12 protein-coding genes are annotated in these 13911 nt (G+C 59.1%); 7 read left to right on the top strand and 5 right to left on the bottom strand.

What is annotated here, in order from left to right; all coding sequences use genetic code 11:
- Positions 1–223 precede the first annotated feature (223 nt).
- From QNI81_RS05105 to QNI81_RS05085, 5 genes are all read right to left on the bottom strand, one after another.
- The gene (locus QNI81_RS05105; protein WP_283967581.1) at positions 224–709 is read right to left on the bottom strand and encodes a (2Fe-2S)-binding protein; all 486 of its coding nucleotides are present in this window, start codon (positions 707–709) and stop codon (positions 224–226) included.
- Positions 710–925: 216 nt separating this feature from the next.
- Complete coding sequence (locus tag QNI81_RS05100) at positions 926–1948, bottom strand: molybdopterin-binding protein (protein ID WP_283967580.1); 1023 nt, start codon at positions 1946–1948, stop codon at positions 926–928.
- The gene (locus tag QNI81_RS05095; protein WP_283967579.1) at positions 1945–2958 is read right to left on the bottom strand and encodes an XdhC family protein; all 1014 of its coding nucleotides are present in this window, start codon (positions 2956–2958) and stop codon (positions 1945–1947) included. Before QNI81_RS05095 ends, QNI81_RS05100 begins: the two co-directional genes overlap by 4 nt.
- Before the next feature lie 72 nt (positions 2959–3030).
- Positions 3031–4320, bottom strand: a complete 1290-nt coding sequence (locus tag QNI81_RS05090) for a vWA domain-containing protein (RefSeq protein WP_283967578.1) — start codon at positions 4318–4320, stop codon at positions 3031–3033.
- Between the two features lie 63 nt (positions 4321–4383).
- Positions 4384–5301 (bottom strand): AAA family ATPase, encoded by a 918-nt coding sequence (locus QNI81_RS05085; protein ID WP_283967577.1) that lies wholly within the window; start codon positions 5299–5301, stop codon positions 4384–4386.
- A gap of 255 nt (positions 5302–5556) precedes the next feature.
- On the opposite strand from QNI81_RS05085, the gene QNI81_RS05080 reads away from it, so the two are divergent.
- The 7 genes from QNI81_RS05080 (at position 5557) to QNI81_RS05050 (ending at position 13702) form a co-directional block, all read left to right on the top strand.
- Positions 5557–6579: a glycosyltransferase family 2 protein gene (locus QNI81_RS05080; RefSeq protein ID WP_283967576.1), complete on the top strand. Its 1023-nt coding sequence runs from the start codon at positions 5557–5559 to the stop codon at positions 6577–6579.
- A 10-nt stretch (positions 6580–6589) separates the two neighbouring features.
- Positions 6590–7249 carry a sulfotransferase gene (locus QNI81_RS05075; protein WP_009177269.1) on the top strand — a complete coding sequence of 220 codons (660 nt, stop codon included), beginning with the start codon at positions 6590–6592 and terminating at the stop codon, positions 7247–7249.
- Positions 7249–9612, top strand: coding sequence for a glycosyltransferase family 2 protein (locus QNI81_RS05070; protein WP_283967575.1), 2364 nt, complete (start codon positions 7249–7251; stop codon positions 9610–9612). Before QNI81_RS05075 ends, QNI81_RS05070 begins: the two co-directional genes overlap by 1 nt.
- A gap of 2 nt (positions 9613–9614) precedes the next feature.
- Positions 9615–10739: a glycosyltransferase family 2 protein gene (locus QNI81_RS05065; RefSeq protein WP_283967865.1), complete on the top strand. Its 1125-nt coding sequence runs from the start codon at positions 9615–9617 to the stop codon at positions 10737–10739.
- A gap of 127 nt (positions 10740–10866) precedes the next feature.
- Positions 10867–11862, top strand: a complete 996-nt coding sequence (locus QNI81_RS05060) for a phosphoadenosine phosphosulfate reductase (protein ID WP_126136779.1) — start codon at positions 10867–10869, stop codon at positions 11860–11862.
- A 42-nt stretch (positions 11863–11904) separates the two neighbouring features.
- A complete protein-coding gene (pyrC, locus tag QNI81_RS05055; protein ID WP_283967574.1) occupies positions 11905–12945 on the top strand; it encodes a dihydroorotase in 1041 nt (346 codons plus the stop codon).
- Between the two features lie 76 nt (positions 12946–13021).
- Positions 13022–13702, top strand: coding sequence for an orotate phosphoribosyltransferase (locus QNI81_RS05050; protein WP_040643227.1), 681 nt, complete (start codon positions 13022–13024; stop codon positions 13700–13702).
- Positions 13703–13911: the final 209 nt, after the last annotated feature.

Below are 13911 nucleotides of genomic sequence, written 5' to 3'. Positions count from 1 at the left end.
GCCTGTTTTTCGGATTTCTGCGCGTACATGATCCAATGGCCAAAATGACGATTACCATCAGAGCTTTTCCCACCAACTCTAAGGACTGCTGATGATGAGACGCATAATCTATGCGCGTCATGACAAAGCCTGTCCAAAATTGCTGGGTTCCAATTCCGAGTCCTACGAGCAGGACCCAATACGCTATTTCACGGATAATCCTCATTTTTGATGCGAATTTGGCTCACTCCGCTGCGATGGCAGAGACATCCTGACCGGAGGCTGCCATGATCGCCTTGACGATATTGTGGTAGCCGGTGCAACGGCAGAGGTTGCCCTCCAGATAATGGCGGATATCGGCCTCGGAAGGTTTTGGGTTCTCCTTCAGCAATGCCGCTGCCGACATCACCATGCCGGGCGTGCAAAATCCGCACTGAAGCCCGTGGTGTTCCTGAAACGCCGCCTGAATCGCGTTGAGTGTGCCGTCAGGAGCCGCCTGCCCCTCGATGGTGGCAACCTCCTTCCCTTCGGCCTCAAGCGCCAGCATGGTGCAGGATTTCACCGCCTTGCCGTCCACATGGACAACACAGGCTCCGCATTGGCTGGTGTCGCAGCCCACATGGGTGCCGGTGAGCCCCTGCTGATCCCGCAGAAATGACACAAGTAATGTACGACCTTCGACATCCCCGGACATGGGGGTGCCATTCACGGTCATCGAGACCTTCGTCATAAATTCCTCCCTAGCTTGAAATTCTTTGTCTGGCTGAGATCAGTTAATCACGGGTCAGAAGATGGCGCGAGGATTTTATGCGGCAAGGGAGGGCGAAGGAGATTGCGGATTTGCATGCTTCGTCCGACCGAGAGGTCGGACAACGCCTGACCTTCGCTCCGGGAAGGCGCTTCTTGCCTCGCCCCGCCTCTGCAAAGTCAGGCACGGTCCTTGGTGTTACTCCCCATCCCGCCGTGGCCGCGGCCGGGTCGGGATTTCCTTCAACAGACCGCCAACACCCATCATCGCAATATCCGCCGACGTCACATCTATGCCGCAGACCACCCGTTCCAGCACCCAATCCGCCCCGTTGAGCGCGGGTGAGCGTGCACATCCGGGCAGGCCGATCACGGGTTTCTCGCCAAGATGGCCGAGAAACAGCAGGTTGCCCGGATCAACCGGCATCCCAAATCGTGTAACCACGCCCCCTGCCAGGCGCAGCGCCTCTGGTGCTACATCCATAGGATCGGATGTCGCAGAGCCGGTGAGGACAAACAAAACCTCGCCCGGCGCGTCCTTCAGTGCGGTGGCAATCTCTGCGGTATGATGCGGGATCACCACGCGTGGGCTCAGCATCATACCCATCCGTTCCAGACGCCCCGCCATCGCAGCGCGCCCTTTGCCGGACGGTATCTCTTGTGTAACCCGTGTTTCAATCAACGTAGCCGATGAATAAACCGGAGATCGCACGCGGAGCGCAGCCGTCGCCGCAGCCGTCGCTTGGTCCAGATACGTTTCAGGCACCGCATATGAGATAATCTTGATCGTCGCGACCATGCCATCTGCATCAACCCGGTGATAATCTGGCACTGTCGCCACGGTGATCATCGGATCGATCGCATTCACCGCCGCGATCTGGCTGGCATCCAACTGCAACACGCCAGAGTTCAGCGCATATAGATTGACGCGTCCAGCGCCCGCACCCGATATGCGCAATCCTTGTCCGTCCGCGTCCGGCACCAGCGCCTGCGCCAAACGCAGGGCCGCGTCGTTCTCGTGCACGTCGCCGGGTTCAAGCCGCGCTACGACAATCTCGCTATGACCTTCCTCGATCAGATCTTCGATATGATCTGCGGTCAGTTGCGTGCCCTTGGCAATCTTATAGTCCAGTTGCGACGCGTAGGGGCGCGCGGTGGCCCGGATTGAATGCGCCGCAATCGCGCCAAGAGCGTCGCGCACCGGAACCGGCCCGAATTTCATGCCGCTTTGCCCCGCAGCACCGCCGTCATCTCGGCAAGGATGGACACCGCAATTTCCGCCGGGCTTGCTGCACCGATATCAAGTCCGATTGGGCCATGGATACGGGCAATGTCCTCTTGCATAAAACCAGCGGCAATCATGCGTTGGTGCCGCTGCCCGTGGGTGCGTTTAGACCCCAACGCGCCGATGTAGAAACACTCTGCTCGCAAGGCCGCCATCAGGGCCGGATCGTCGAGCTTTGGATCATGCGTGAGCAACACCAAAGCAGTGCGGGTGTCCAGTCCAAGGCGCTCCACCGCGTCATCCGGCCAATCATCCACGATATGTTCGCCCGGAAACCGCTCGGCAGTGCCAAAGGCTGCGCGCGGCTCAATGATAATGGGATCATAGCCCGCAATCCGCGCCATCGGCACCAATGCTTGCGCAATATGCACCGCCCCCACCACGATCACCCGCAAAGGCGGGTTGTGGATCGCCACAAAGGTCTCCCCATCATCTTCAACCCCAGAGCGATCCATCCGCATGCGCTCCGGGTAGGATGCGGCATTGACCAAATGGCCCTGTCCGCTCGCGAGGTTCACCTCATAGGCCAGTGGGCGGCGCTCAGTGCGCGCCAGAACCAAAGCCTCCAGCGTGTCCTCAGTCAAGGTGTGACCAATGGGTTCGAGCAAGACCTTGATGGTGCCGCCGCAGGCCAGCCCCACGGCAAAGGCGTCACCATCGCTGACGCCAAATTCCAGTAACTTATGGCTGCCCCGCTCCAGCGCCTCCTGCGCTTCCATGATGACCGCACCTTCGACGCAGCCCCCCGAGACGGATCCCTCGACGCGACCATCTCCGCCAACCACCAGTTGTGATCCCGTGCGTCGTGGGGCAGATCCCCACGTCTGCACCACGGTACACAGCACCGCACCAATCCCTGCGCGGTGCCACGCCAGTGCAAGCTCAGGTGCATTGTCGAAACGGGACTGCGGTGCAGGTTCGCTGTCGGTGTTGGTGCCAGATGTCATCTCAGAAATCCCGGTGCCTGAATGTGTTTTAAATCATGGTTCTAAAGGTCAGAAGTTCAAGGATAAATCGCTTCAACTCAGAAACTCTTGAGCCTCTGTGCTTTGCATCAATGCCATAAGACGCGCCTTCTCTCCTGTATCCTCAGGCCGAGAGAGCACACTTGCAAGATCCTCAAGCGAGGCAATGTTGTGACCTGCCCGGAAACTGTCCACATGGGGCAGCATCGCCTGAATGCCCTGCGCCCGTGGTGCAAAACCATCCCACCGCAAGAGCGGGTTGAGCCATATCAGCCGTCTGGCAGAGCGCTGCAAACGCTGCATCTCGCGCGCCAAATCCACCGGGTGCTCCCGGTCAAGCCCATCCGAAACCAACACCACCACAGCACCCTGCCCCATTACCCGGCGTGACCAGTCGCGGTTGAACGCATGCAAGCAGGCTCCAATCCGGGTGCCACCCTGCCAATCCTGCGCCTCAGCGCCTGCAGCGGCAAGGGCCGCATCTACATCGCGTTGGCGCAAGTGGCGGGTAATGTTGGTCAGCCGGGTGCCAAAGGTAAACCCATGAACCTGCGCCCAGCGCCCGCGCCGATGGGCTTCTCGTGCATTGGTCAAAGCATGCAGAAAATGCAGCACCATGCGGCTGTATTGGCTCATGGAGCCCGAGATATCACAAAGCACAACAAGGTTTGGAAATCGCTCCGCCCGGCGCGTCCGGGCGATCCGGTGGATTTCGCCCCCCGTGCGGCAGGCACCGCGCATCGTGCGCCGCCAATCCGCCCGCGCGCCTTGCGGTGACGGCAGATGGCGGCGCGTTTTCAAAGGCTTGATCGGCAATGTAAGACGCGAGAGCATGCGTTTCGCCTTTGCGATTTCATCCGTGCTCATCTGTTCGAAATCAAGCGTTTTAAGCCGCTCTTCAGCCGAGAGCGTCATGGTCGCATCTATCTCGATCTCTTCGCCCTCGGGCGCATCCTGAGGCAGATCATCGGGCAATTGTCCCTGCAGCAAAGCTTCCGCCGCACGTTTTTCCGCAGGTTTTGCCCTGCGCTCTTCTTGGACACCTCGGATCGCGGGCAGCATCGCCGCCATCATATGCTCCAGAAACCGCGGATCGCGCCAGTACAGCCGGAACACTTGCGCGAACACTGCGCGCTCTTCGGGACGCGAGACAAAACAGGCGTGCAAGGTCCAGTAGAAGTCTCGTCGAGAGGTAAAGCCCACGGCAGCCACAGCCTTCACAGCATCCATCACGCGCCCGGTGCCCACATTCAGACCCGCCTTGCGCAAAGCGCGCGCGAAATGGGTGATATTTGCAACCAGCTTAGGGTTTTCCGGCAAACTCAGGGTCGGGACCTCTGCCATCACCCATTATGGGGGCGTTGCCCCCACACCCCCAAGGTATTTGAAAAAAGACGAAAGGACATATCAGCGCTCCTCCAGAGATGCCCGCGCCTGATCGAGCAGACGTTTGGCCTCGGAGCCTTGCAAGCGGGCGATGTCATCTTGGTATTTCAGCAAGGCCCCCAAGGTATCGGCAATGGTCTCGGGACTTAGGTTCACAACATCAAGCGCCAGCAGGCAGTTGGCCCAGTCAATGGTTTCTGCCACGCCCGGTTTTTTGAACAGATCCTCCGTGCGCAACGCCTGCACAAAGGCCACCACCTCGCGGCTGAGGGTCTGCGCTGCCTGCGGCACCCGCGCGTGCAGAATTTCAAGCTCGCGTTCAAAATCAGGATAATCCACCCAGTGATAGAGACAGCGGCGTTTGAGGGCGTCATGCACCTCGCGGGTGCGATTTGACGTCAGGATCACCATCGGAGGCTCAAGCGCCTTGATGGTGCCGAGTTCTGGAATGGTCACCTGAAAATCAGAGAGTACTTCGAGCAGGAACGCCTCGAAAGGCGCGTCGGTGCGATCAAGCTCGTCAATCAGCAGGATCGGTGCGCCGCGCGGGTCTGGTTGCATCGCTTGCAACAGCGGGCGGGCAATCAGGTAATCCTCTGAAAAGAGTTCGTCCTGCAGTGCTTTACGGTCTGCATCGCCCGTAGCCTCTGCGGTGCGGATCGCCACCATTTGCGCGGCGAAATTCCATTCATAGGCGGCGCTCGCCGCGTCCAACCCCTCATAGCATTGCAACCGGATCAAGGAACGCCCTGTCAGAGCTGAGAGAGCCTTGGCAATCTCTGTCTTGCCAACACCTGCCTCTCCTTCAAGGAACAACGGACGATTGAGGCGGGCGGATAAAAACACTACCGTCGCCAGGGCTCTGCCACAGATATATCCCACCTGTGCAAGCTCTGTCTGTACGGCATCAATCGACTGAAATTCTGCCTGTTGTGTCATGCGGCGCGCCTCTTAGTTCAGGTTCTGCCAAGAGGCCATGGCCGCCCCCCTTGCGTCAAGCAGCCTCAACGCGGAGGTGATGCAACATATTGCGGGCTTTGACGCCGGACAGATTGACGCCGCCGCCTGCAGGGTGCGACAACACCAGCGCCAAGGACCCCGGCTGAACGGGTGGGGAGAAAACACCCCTGCAGGCGATAAGAGGCACGATCCACGCGTTCATCTGGGGCGTGGGCCACAAAGAGGGACAGGACAATGCGCATCACCGCGGTGACCTGCGTCAAAAACGAAGGCCCGTTCCTGCTGGAATGGATCGCGTATAACCGCCTGATTGGCGTGACGGATTTCCTGTTTTATTCCAACGATTGCACCGATGGCACTGATGCGCTTTTGGATGCGCTGGCAGCGCGTGGCCGTGTTGTGCATCTGCCCAACCCGGCACAGGGGCGCGCCTATCAGATGGAGGCGCTGAAAGATTGCGCCCATCAGCCCATTGTACAGCAGGCCGATTGGCTTTGGATTGCGGATGTGGACGAGTTCCTGAACATCCATGTGGGCGATCACACGATCCCTGCCCTGATTGAGGCCTGCCAGAACCCACAGGCGATTTCGCTTTCATTCCAGTTTTTTGCCAATGGTGGCGTTGAGAGTTTTTCTGACCGTCCGGTCATTGATCAATTCACCCGCTGCCATAACCCCGACATCTGGTGCGGAGAAAGCGCGATCGAGGTGAAGACGTTGACCCGCAGGGATTTCCCATTGGGGTATTATGGCGCGCATCGCCCCTTTATAAGGAAGGGCGCAGATATACGCCCGCGCTGGTGCGATGGCGGCGGACGGCAAGTGCCGCAGAAGTTTCTGGTCGCGGCCAACCCACGCCGCATTCGCAAGTTCCCCGCCAAGGGCGCGCGACAGTTGGCAACGCTCAATCACTACGCCCTGCGCGCGCTTGACAGCTATCTGGTCAAAAATGATCGTGGCGATGTGAACCGTGAGAACCGCGCCTTTGACGATACCTACTGGCGGGAGAGGAATGATCCTGCTTGGGAGGATCGTTCTATCCTGCGGCTTCTGCCTGCGCTGCAAGCTGAATTGGATGAAATGAAATCCGACCCGGAGATTGCCCGCCTTCATGCAGACTGCGTCGCCCGTCACAAGGCGCGGCGCGATGAGCTTCTGGCGCAGCCTGCCTATCGCGCGATGCGCGCGCAGTTGCAAAAAGCCTCTCCGCTGCCGCCACAAGAGGAAGACATGCTGCTGCGGCTGGGATTGATGTGAGACCTGTTCAATGACCGTTGAAATCATCAACCTCGGGCTGCCGAAATCCGGAACCACCACGCTGAAACATGCGCTGACGCAGGCGGGGTTCTCTGTTGCCGACCACCGGATAAAATCGCGCGAAGATCCCAACGATCCGGCCGACAGAGTGTTTGTTGGCGATCTGATGTATCAGGGACTATTTAAATACGGCGACCCGCTGGCACTGTTGAACGACCATGACGCGCTGACCGAAATTAGTTTTATCTACGGTGGGAATTCGGTCTGGCCGCAATGCGATCATGCGTTGTTGTTGGCCTTGCGAAAACTTCACCCCAAGCTCTGTTTTATTGCGACACGGCGTGACACAGAGCACATGGCGCGCTCGATCATGCGCTGGAATAACCTCGGCAAGCTTCGCATCCCGCTCTCCACCGTTCCCGGACTCCCGGTCGGATACGGACATGAGATCGATGAGCAGATGATCTGGATCGATGGCCATTATGAGGCCCTTGCCCACTGGTTCCGCAATGATCCGCTGTATCTGGAACTGGACGTTGCCGCCCCCGACGCACGGCTGCGGCTTGAGCGGTTCTTGGGCCGTCCGGTACCGTGGTGGGGACAGTCCAACATCAACCCCGAAGATCGCGCGGCACAAGATGGCAGCGCAGAACAGGATAGCGCGCGTTGATGCGAATTTATCTTCATATCGGCCTGCACAAGGCGGGTTCTGAACGTCTGCAGGCGGTGCTCGCGGACAAACGCGATCAACTGTTGGCGCGCGGCGTGATGGTACCGCGTGCCGCAGGACCAAAGAACCACACGCGTCTGTTTATGGCGGTCACCGATCCAGACCATGTCGACCCGCTGCGCTATAATCGGGGTTTCATCGGCACAGCCAAACAAGCGCATCTGCGCGAAACACTGTTAGAAAGCCTCGCTGCGGACATTGCCAAACACACGCCCCATACGCTGATCCTGAGCGCCCACCAACTCGGCACACAATTGTCGCGCCAAAGCGAATTGGAGCGGCTGAAAGCGCTGTTGACGCCGTTCTCTGATGACATTCGCATTGTTGCGCATCTGGATGCACAGGCGCGCATGCTGGCAGATGTCTTTGCCGAGCAGGTCTTTGAAGGCCGTGCCACCGGGCTGGCCCGCGAGGTGGAACTAACCCGCGAGGACAGCTGGTGGGATGCAGCACTGGACACCCTGCCACCGGTGGACCCACAAGCGGGGCAGTTTGAGGAAACCCAAGGTGCGCCCTTTTGGCTTGATTATCAGGCGCTTCAAGCCCATTGGGAGCAGGTCTTTGGCGAGGGCTCGGTTGCGTTTCGCAGCTATGACCCGGCAAAGTTTGACAGCGCGGACATCACCCAAGAGATCTGCGCGGCCTTTGGCATTGAGGGGCAAATCGGGCGTGCAACCGCTATAAAACCCAGCCTACCTGTTCCTGCCGCATGGCTCACCCGTGGGCGCCAGTTCAATGCGCTGCTGCTCAGGCTTCTGGCGCAGGGCAACCATATCCTGCCGCGCAAGCTGTGGCGGCAGATGATCCAAGACCTCCATGTGGAGGGCCCGCCCATTGACGAAGCGCGGCTCGGTGCTGTGACACGGTATTTTTCAGATCAGAACGCCGCGCTTTATGCAGCGCATGAGGCGTTGTCAGAACACACCTTCGAGGTTGCGACCTCGACCGAGGAATGGGCAGAAACTGACCCGCAGATGGGATTTCGCGCCTCGCAATATCTTATGGCCTTTCTGCACCGGATTGAGAAAGCAACAGCGGAAGAGCGCGCCGCGCGCGAGGGCGATCTGCTGGCGCACCGGAGTGCTCGCGCGGCGCAAGAAAGCGCAGCGGGTGCCGCACCCTCCGCAAAGGCGCGCCGATTGATGCCTCCATTAGCGCTCAAGAATTTTGCAATGTTGCAGGGATCTTCGTTCAAGCCACATGACCAACTTGGCCGGGTGGATGAAACCGCCCAGATGCCGCCCTACACTGAGGTTGCGCCGCGTAAGCTCTCAAAAGGACAAAGCGGCAATGTCATCGTCGGCTGCATGAAAGATGAAGCACCTTATATCCTCGAATGGGTGGCCTATCACCGCATGATCGGTGTCGATCATTTCCTGATCTACACCAATGGATGCAGTGACGGCACTTCGGAGCTGTTGGACCGCCTGCAGGACCTTGGCATCCTGCAGCATCGCAACAATGACAACTGGAAAGGCAATTCCCCCCAGCAATATGCGCTCAATCAGGCGCTGAAAGAGCCGGTGATCAAACAGGCCGACTGGGTCATCCATATCGACGTCGACGAGTTCATGAACGTGCGCTGTGGCAATGGGACGCTGGATGATTTCTTTGACCATGTGCCGGACGCCACCAATGTCGCGATGACATGGCGGCTGTTTGGCCACAACGGCGTCACCGCCCTCAGCAACCGGCCTGTGATCGCGCAGTTCGATCATTGCGCGCCAAAATTCTGTCCCAAGCCACATACGGTCTGGGGCTTTAAAACCATGTTCAAAACCATTGGTGCCTATAAGAAAATCTCCTGCCACCGGCCCAACAAGCTGGAAGAAGACAAACGCGCGCAGGTGAAATGGGTCAATGGCTCCGGTCAGGACATGACGCAGGAGGTGGCAGACAATGGCTGGCGTAGTTCCAAGAAATCCATCGGCTATGATCTGCTGCAACTGAACCACTACGCGCTGCGCTCTGCCGAGAGTTTTCTGGTAAAACGCCAGCGTGGTCGGGCGCTGCATGTGGATCGCTCCATCGGGCTGAACTACTGGATCCGCATGGACTGGAACGACCATCGCGACATCACCATTCAGCGAAACCTCCCCAGAATGCAGGCAGAAATGGCGCGTCTGATGGAGGATAAAACCCTGTCCGATTTGCATCAGGCGGGGCTGGAGTGGCACCGTGCCAAGGCGGCAGAGCTGCACCAGCGCGCCGAGTTCGAAGAGCTCTACCGTCAGGCTCTGGAGATCGACCTTACCGCAACCGAACGCGTCGCTTGGGCGCTCTCGCTGGATCTGGAGAGCTGATGATGCGCACGCTGGCCGTTCTGACCGTCCGAAATGAGGCCGCCTATCTGTTGGAATGGCTCGCCCATCACAAGGCGGTGGGGTTCACGGATTTCCTCGTCTTTTCCAACGATTGCGATGACCAAACGGTGGAAATGCTGAACCGCTTGGACGAGATGGGCCATCTCGCACATGTTGAGAATACCGGCCCCTTTGATAAGGGCGGCATCCAGTTCACCGCCATGAAACGCGCCGATAAACACCGGCTGACCAAACGCGCCGATTGGATCATGGCGCTGGATGTCGATGAATTTGTGAACATCCACACCGGCAAAGGGCAGATCAGTGATCTGTTGGAGGCCCTGCCGGAGGCCGATGCAATCACCCTCACATGGCGGCTTTTTGGCAATGCCGATCAGGTCCGCTATCAGGGGGAACGTGTCACCGATCGCTTCACCCGCGCGGCCCCTGCAGTGATGCACTGGCCATGGCGTGCTTCCATGTTCAAAACGCTCTATCGCAATTCCGGCGTCTACCGCAAAATCGGCATCCACCGCCCGCGCAATGTCAAAGACGAGACCGCACTGGAGCAGTTTCGCTGGTTTGACTGCGTCGGGCGCGAATTGATGGGCGATTTCAAAACCAAGCGGGTGTTTTCCAACTATGGTCAGGACAATTATGCGCTGGCGCAACTCAACCATTACCCGCTTGGCGCAATGGAGAGCTACATCCTGAAGGCCAATCGCGGTCGTGCAGTCCATTCAGACCATCTGCTGGACATCGACTACTGGGTGGAGCGCAACTTCAACACCGATGAAGACACCACAATCGCACGCTACCGCCCTGCACGCGATGCGATCCTCGATATGCTTCTTGAGGACGCCAGACTGCGCAAATTGCATGAACACGCGGTGCAGTGGCGCAAGGACCGCTTTATGGAACTGATGCGCGAAGAGCCCTACCGCGCGCTCTTTGGTCGTTTGATGATGACACCGCCCTCGCGCCCCATCAGTGATGTGACAGGCCGTACTCTGGCCGGGTTTGCCACATTGGGCATGCGCCAGCGCCGCACAGTACGCATAGAGCCAAAATCAACCGAGAGCCCTGAAACTGGGCCCGGCAACGAGCCAACACAAAGCTCCGAATAAGCAGGAGTTATCCCCACTGCAGCAACAATGGCCGACAATTGGGCCAAGGTTTTTCTAAATTTAGCCTCAATCTCCACCTAGATCTTACCCTGAGCAAGACCGAAAAAACGGGTGGCAGGTGGCGCAAATGCAAGACGACACAGATATCCTCGAGCAGGACCTTTCAGGATTAAAACCTGCGGAATGGCAGGCCCGCCTGGCAGAGATGGCTGAGGAAAACGGCATGTATCAGCCGCTCGGTGACCGGCATTTCGCCACATTCATCGATCAAGGCAACACGCTTCTGGTGACGTTCGAGAGCCGTCAGGGCATCGAGAGCTTTTCTGAAACTGCCCAGCCACTGGGGTTTGACCTGGTCAAGAATTTGGGCTGGTCGCATCTATGCGTGATCTCGGATGGCGACACCTGGTTTCGCGAGGCGCGTATCTACGGGTTCTTCGATCAGTTGATCGACGATGGTTTCTTTGAAGAATTCGACAATGTCGTCTTCTATGGCGCAGGTCCCTGCGGCTACGCGGCGGCGGCGTTTTCGGTTGCGGCCCCCGGTGCCACGGTAGTGGCGATCCAGCCGCAAGCAACGCTCGATCCGCGTATGACCGAATGGGACGACCGCTTTGTCGAGATGCGCCGCACCTCCTTTACCGACCGCTACGGCTACGCGCCGGATATGCTGGACGCGGCTGACAGGGCCTTTGTGCTTTATGATCCCTACCAGTCTCTGGATGCGATGCACGCGGCCCTTTATGCGCGCCCCAATGTAACGCGTCTGCGGCTGCCTTGCATGGGAGACGCGATCCAGACCCGCCTGATCGAGATGGATATTCTCTATCGGATCATGTCCCTTGCTGGCAGTGGGCGGCTCACCGCAAACGCATTCCACCGGCTCGCACGGGCGCGGCGCGACAATAATGTCTACCTGCGTAATGTTTTGAACCGGCTCGATTATCTTGATCGCCCCTATCTGAACGTGCTCCTGTGCAGAAACGTCAATGATCGCCGCCGCCTGCCACGTTTCCGTCGCCGCCTGCGCGGTCTGGAACAGCGCGCGACAGACGGCGAATTTCGCCTGCCCCCCGGCCCGGTGCTTCCACCAGAAAAACCCCAGACCGACAGCGGGCACTAACCCGCCTTCCCAAGCTCATGGGGCTGTGCTAACGCCTGCCCCATGACCCAGAGCCTGACGATCACCCGCCCCGACGACTGGCATCTGCATCTGCGCGACGGCGAAATGCTGCGCGCGGTGCTGCCGGAAACCGCGCGCCATTTTGGCCGTGCCATCATCATGCCAAACCTCGTGCCGCCGGTGGTGACCGGCGAACAGGCTGGCGCTTATCGCGACCGCATCCTGTCCGCCCTGCCCGACGACATGACGTTCGATCCGCTGATGACGCTCTACCTCACCGAGGACACCGACCCGGAAGATGTGGCCGCCGCCCATGCGTCGGGTCTGGTGAAAGCGGTCAAACTCTACCCCGCCGGGGCGACCACCAACTCCGCTTCCGGCGTGCGCGATTTCGACAAGGTGCGTCCGGTGCTGGAGAAGATGGCCGAAATCGGCCTGCCGCTCTGCACCCATGGCGAGGTCACCGACCCCGACATCGACATCTTTGATCGCGAGGCGGTGTTTATCGACCGGGTTCTGGACCCAATCCGTCAGGCGACACCGGGCTTGCGTGTGGTGATGGAACATATCACCACCCGGAACGCTGCAGATTACGTGCGGTCGCAGGATAAGGATCTGGGCGCAACCATCACCACGCATCACCTAATCATCAACCGCAACCATATCCTCGTCGGTGGCATTAAGCCGCATTACTACTGCCTGCCGGTTGCCAAGCGCGAAGAACACCGTATCGCCCTGCGCGCCGCCGCCACCTCGGGCGATGCACGGTTCTTCCTCGGCACCGACTCAGCCCCGCATACGGACGCCAACAAGCTGCAAGCCTGCGGCTGTGCGGGCTGTTTCACCGCCACCAACACCATGGCGCTGCTGGCCCATGTGTTTGAAGAAGACGGCGCGCTGGACCAGCTCGAAGGCTTTGCCTCCAAGAACGGTCCCGCCTTCTACCGACTGCCGGAAAACCCCGGCCAGATCACGCTGGTGAAACAGGACGCGCCCGTCGCGTTCCCGGAACAGATCGACACGCCGGACGGCCCGGTCACCGTCTTTGATCCAGGCTTTGCGGTGCATTGGACCGTCGCCTGACTTCATCTTCTCGATAAATATCCCCGCCGGAGGCTCCCGCCCGCGCCTCTGGCACTCTGCTCTCGAAGGATACGCCATGATCCCCTCCTCCTACCCCTCACCCGAAGAAATCGCCCGCCTCTCCGCCCGGATGCTGTTGGAAATCGGCGCGGTGAACTTCAACACCGATGAGCCCTACACGCTGGCCTCCGGCCTGCCCTCGCCGAGCTACATCGACTGCCGCAAGCTGATCTCCTTCCCGCGCATTCGCTCCACTCTGATGGATTTCATGGCCGTCACCGTGATGCGGGATGCAGGCTTTGAGGCCTTTGACAATATCGCCGGCGGCGAAACCGCGGGCATTCCCTTCGCGGCCTTGGTGGCCGAACGTCTCGCCCTGCCGATGACCTATGTGCGCAAAAAGCCCAAAGGCTACGGCCGCAACGCCCGTATTGAGGGCGCAATGTCCGAAGGCGAGCGGGTGCTTTTGGTCGAAGACCTGACCACCGATGGTGGCTCCAAGCTCTCCTTTGTGGATGCGATCCGCGACACCGGTGCGACCTGCGGCCACACAGCCGTGATCTTCTATTACGACATCTTCCCCGAAACCACCAAGACGCTGGGCGATCATGGTGTCGCACTTCACTACTTGTGCACATGGTGGGACGTGCTGAAAGAGGCCCGCGTTCAAGGGGCATTCAGCGTCGAAACCCTTGATGAGGTAGAGAAATTCCTGCGCGATCCCCGCGCTTGGCAAGACGCCAACAAGAAAGCCTGAGGAAAACTCTACCCCCAAGGCTACTGATTTCTGTGGAAAAGGTCGCACCGAATCGGAGCGGCCTTTTCCATATCTCGTGGCTGACGCAACTTGCGCACACCAGATACAGAAGTCAGACGCGCCTATCCCGGTTTTTCGAAAAATTGCCCACATCCGTCTCTGCGGTTATCCTCACTTCATCCACAGGGATTTCCAGATGGAAATCAGGT

The organism is Tritonibacter sp. AK171, assembly GCF_030127025.1.
In the GTDB taxonomy this organism is placed as follows: Bacteria; Pseudomonadota; Alphaproteobacteria; order Rhodobacterales; family Rhodobacteraceae; genus Epibacterium; species Epibacterium mobile.
The sequence above is the reverse complement of the archived record's forward strand: the minus strand, read 5'-3'. Positions and strand labels throughout refer to the sequence as shown.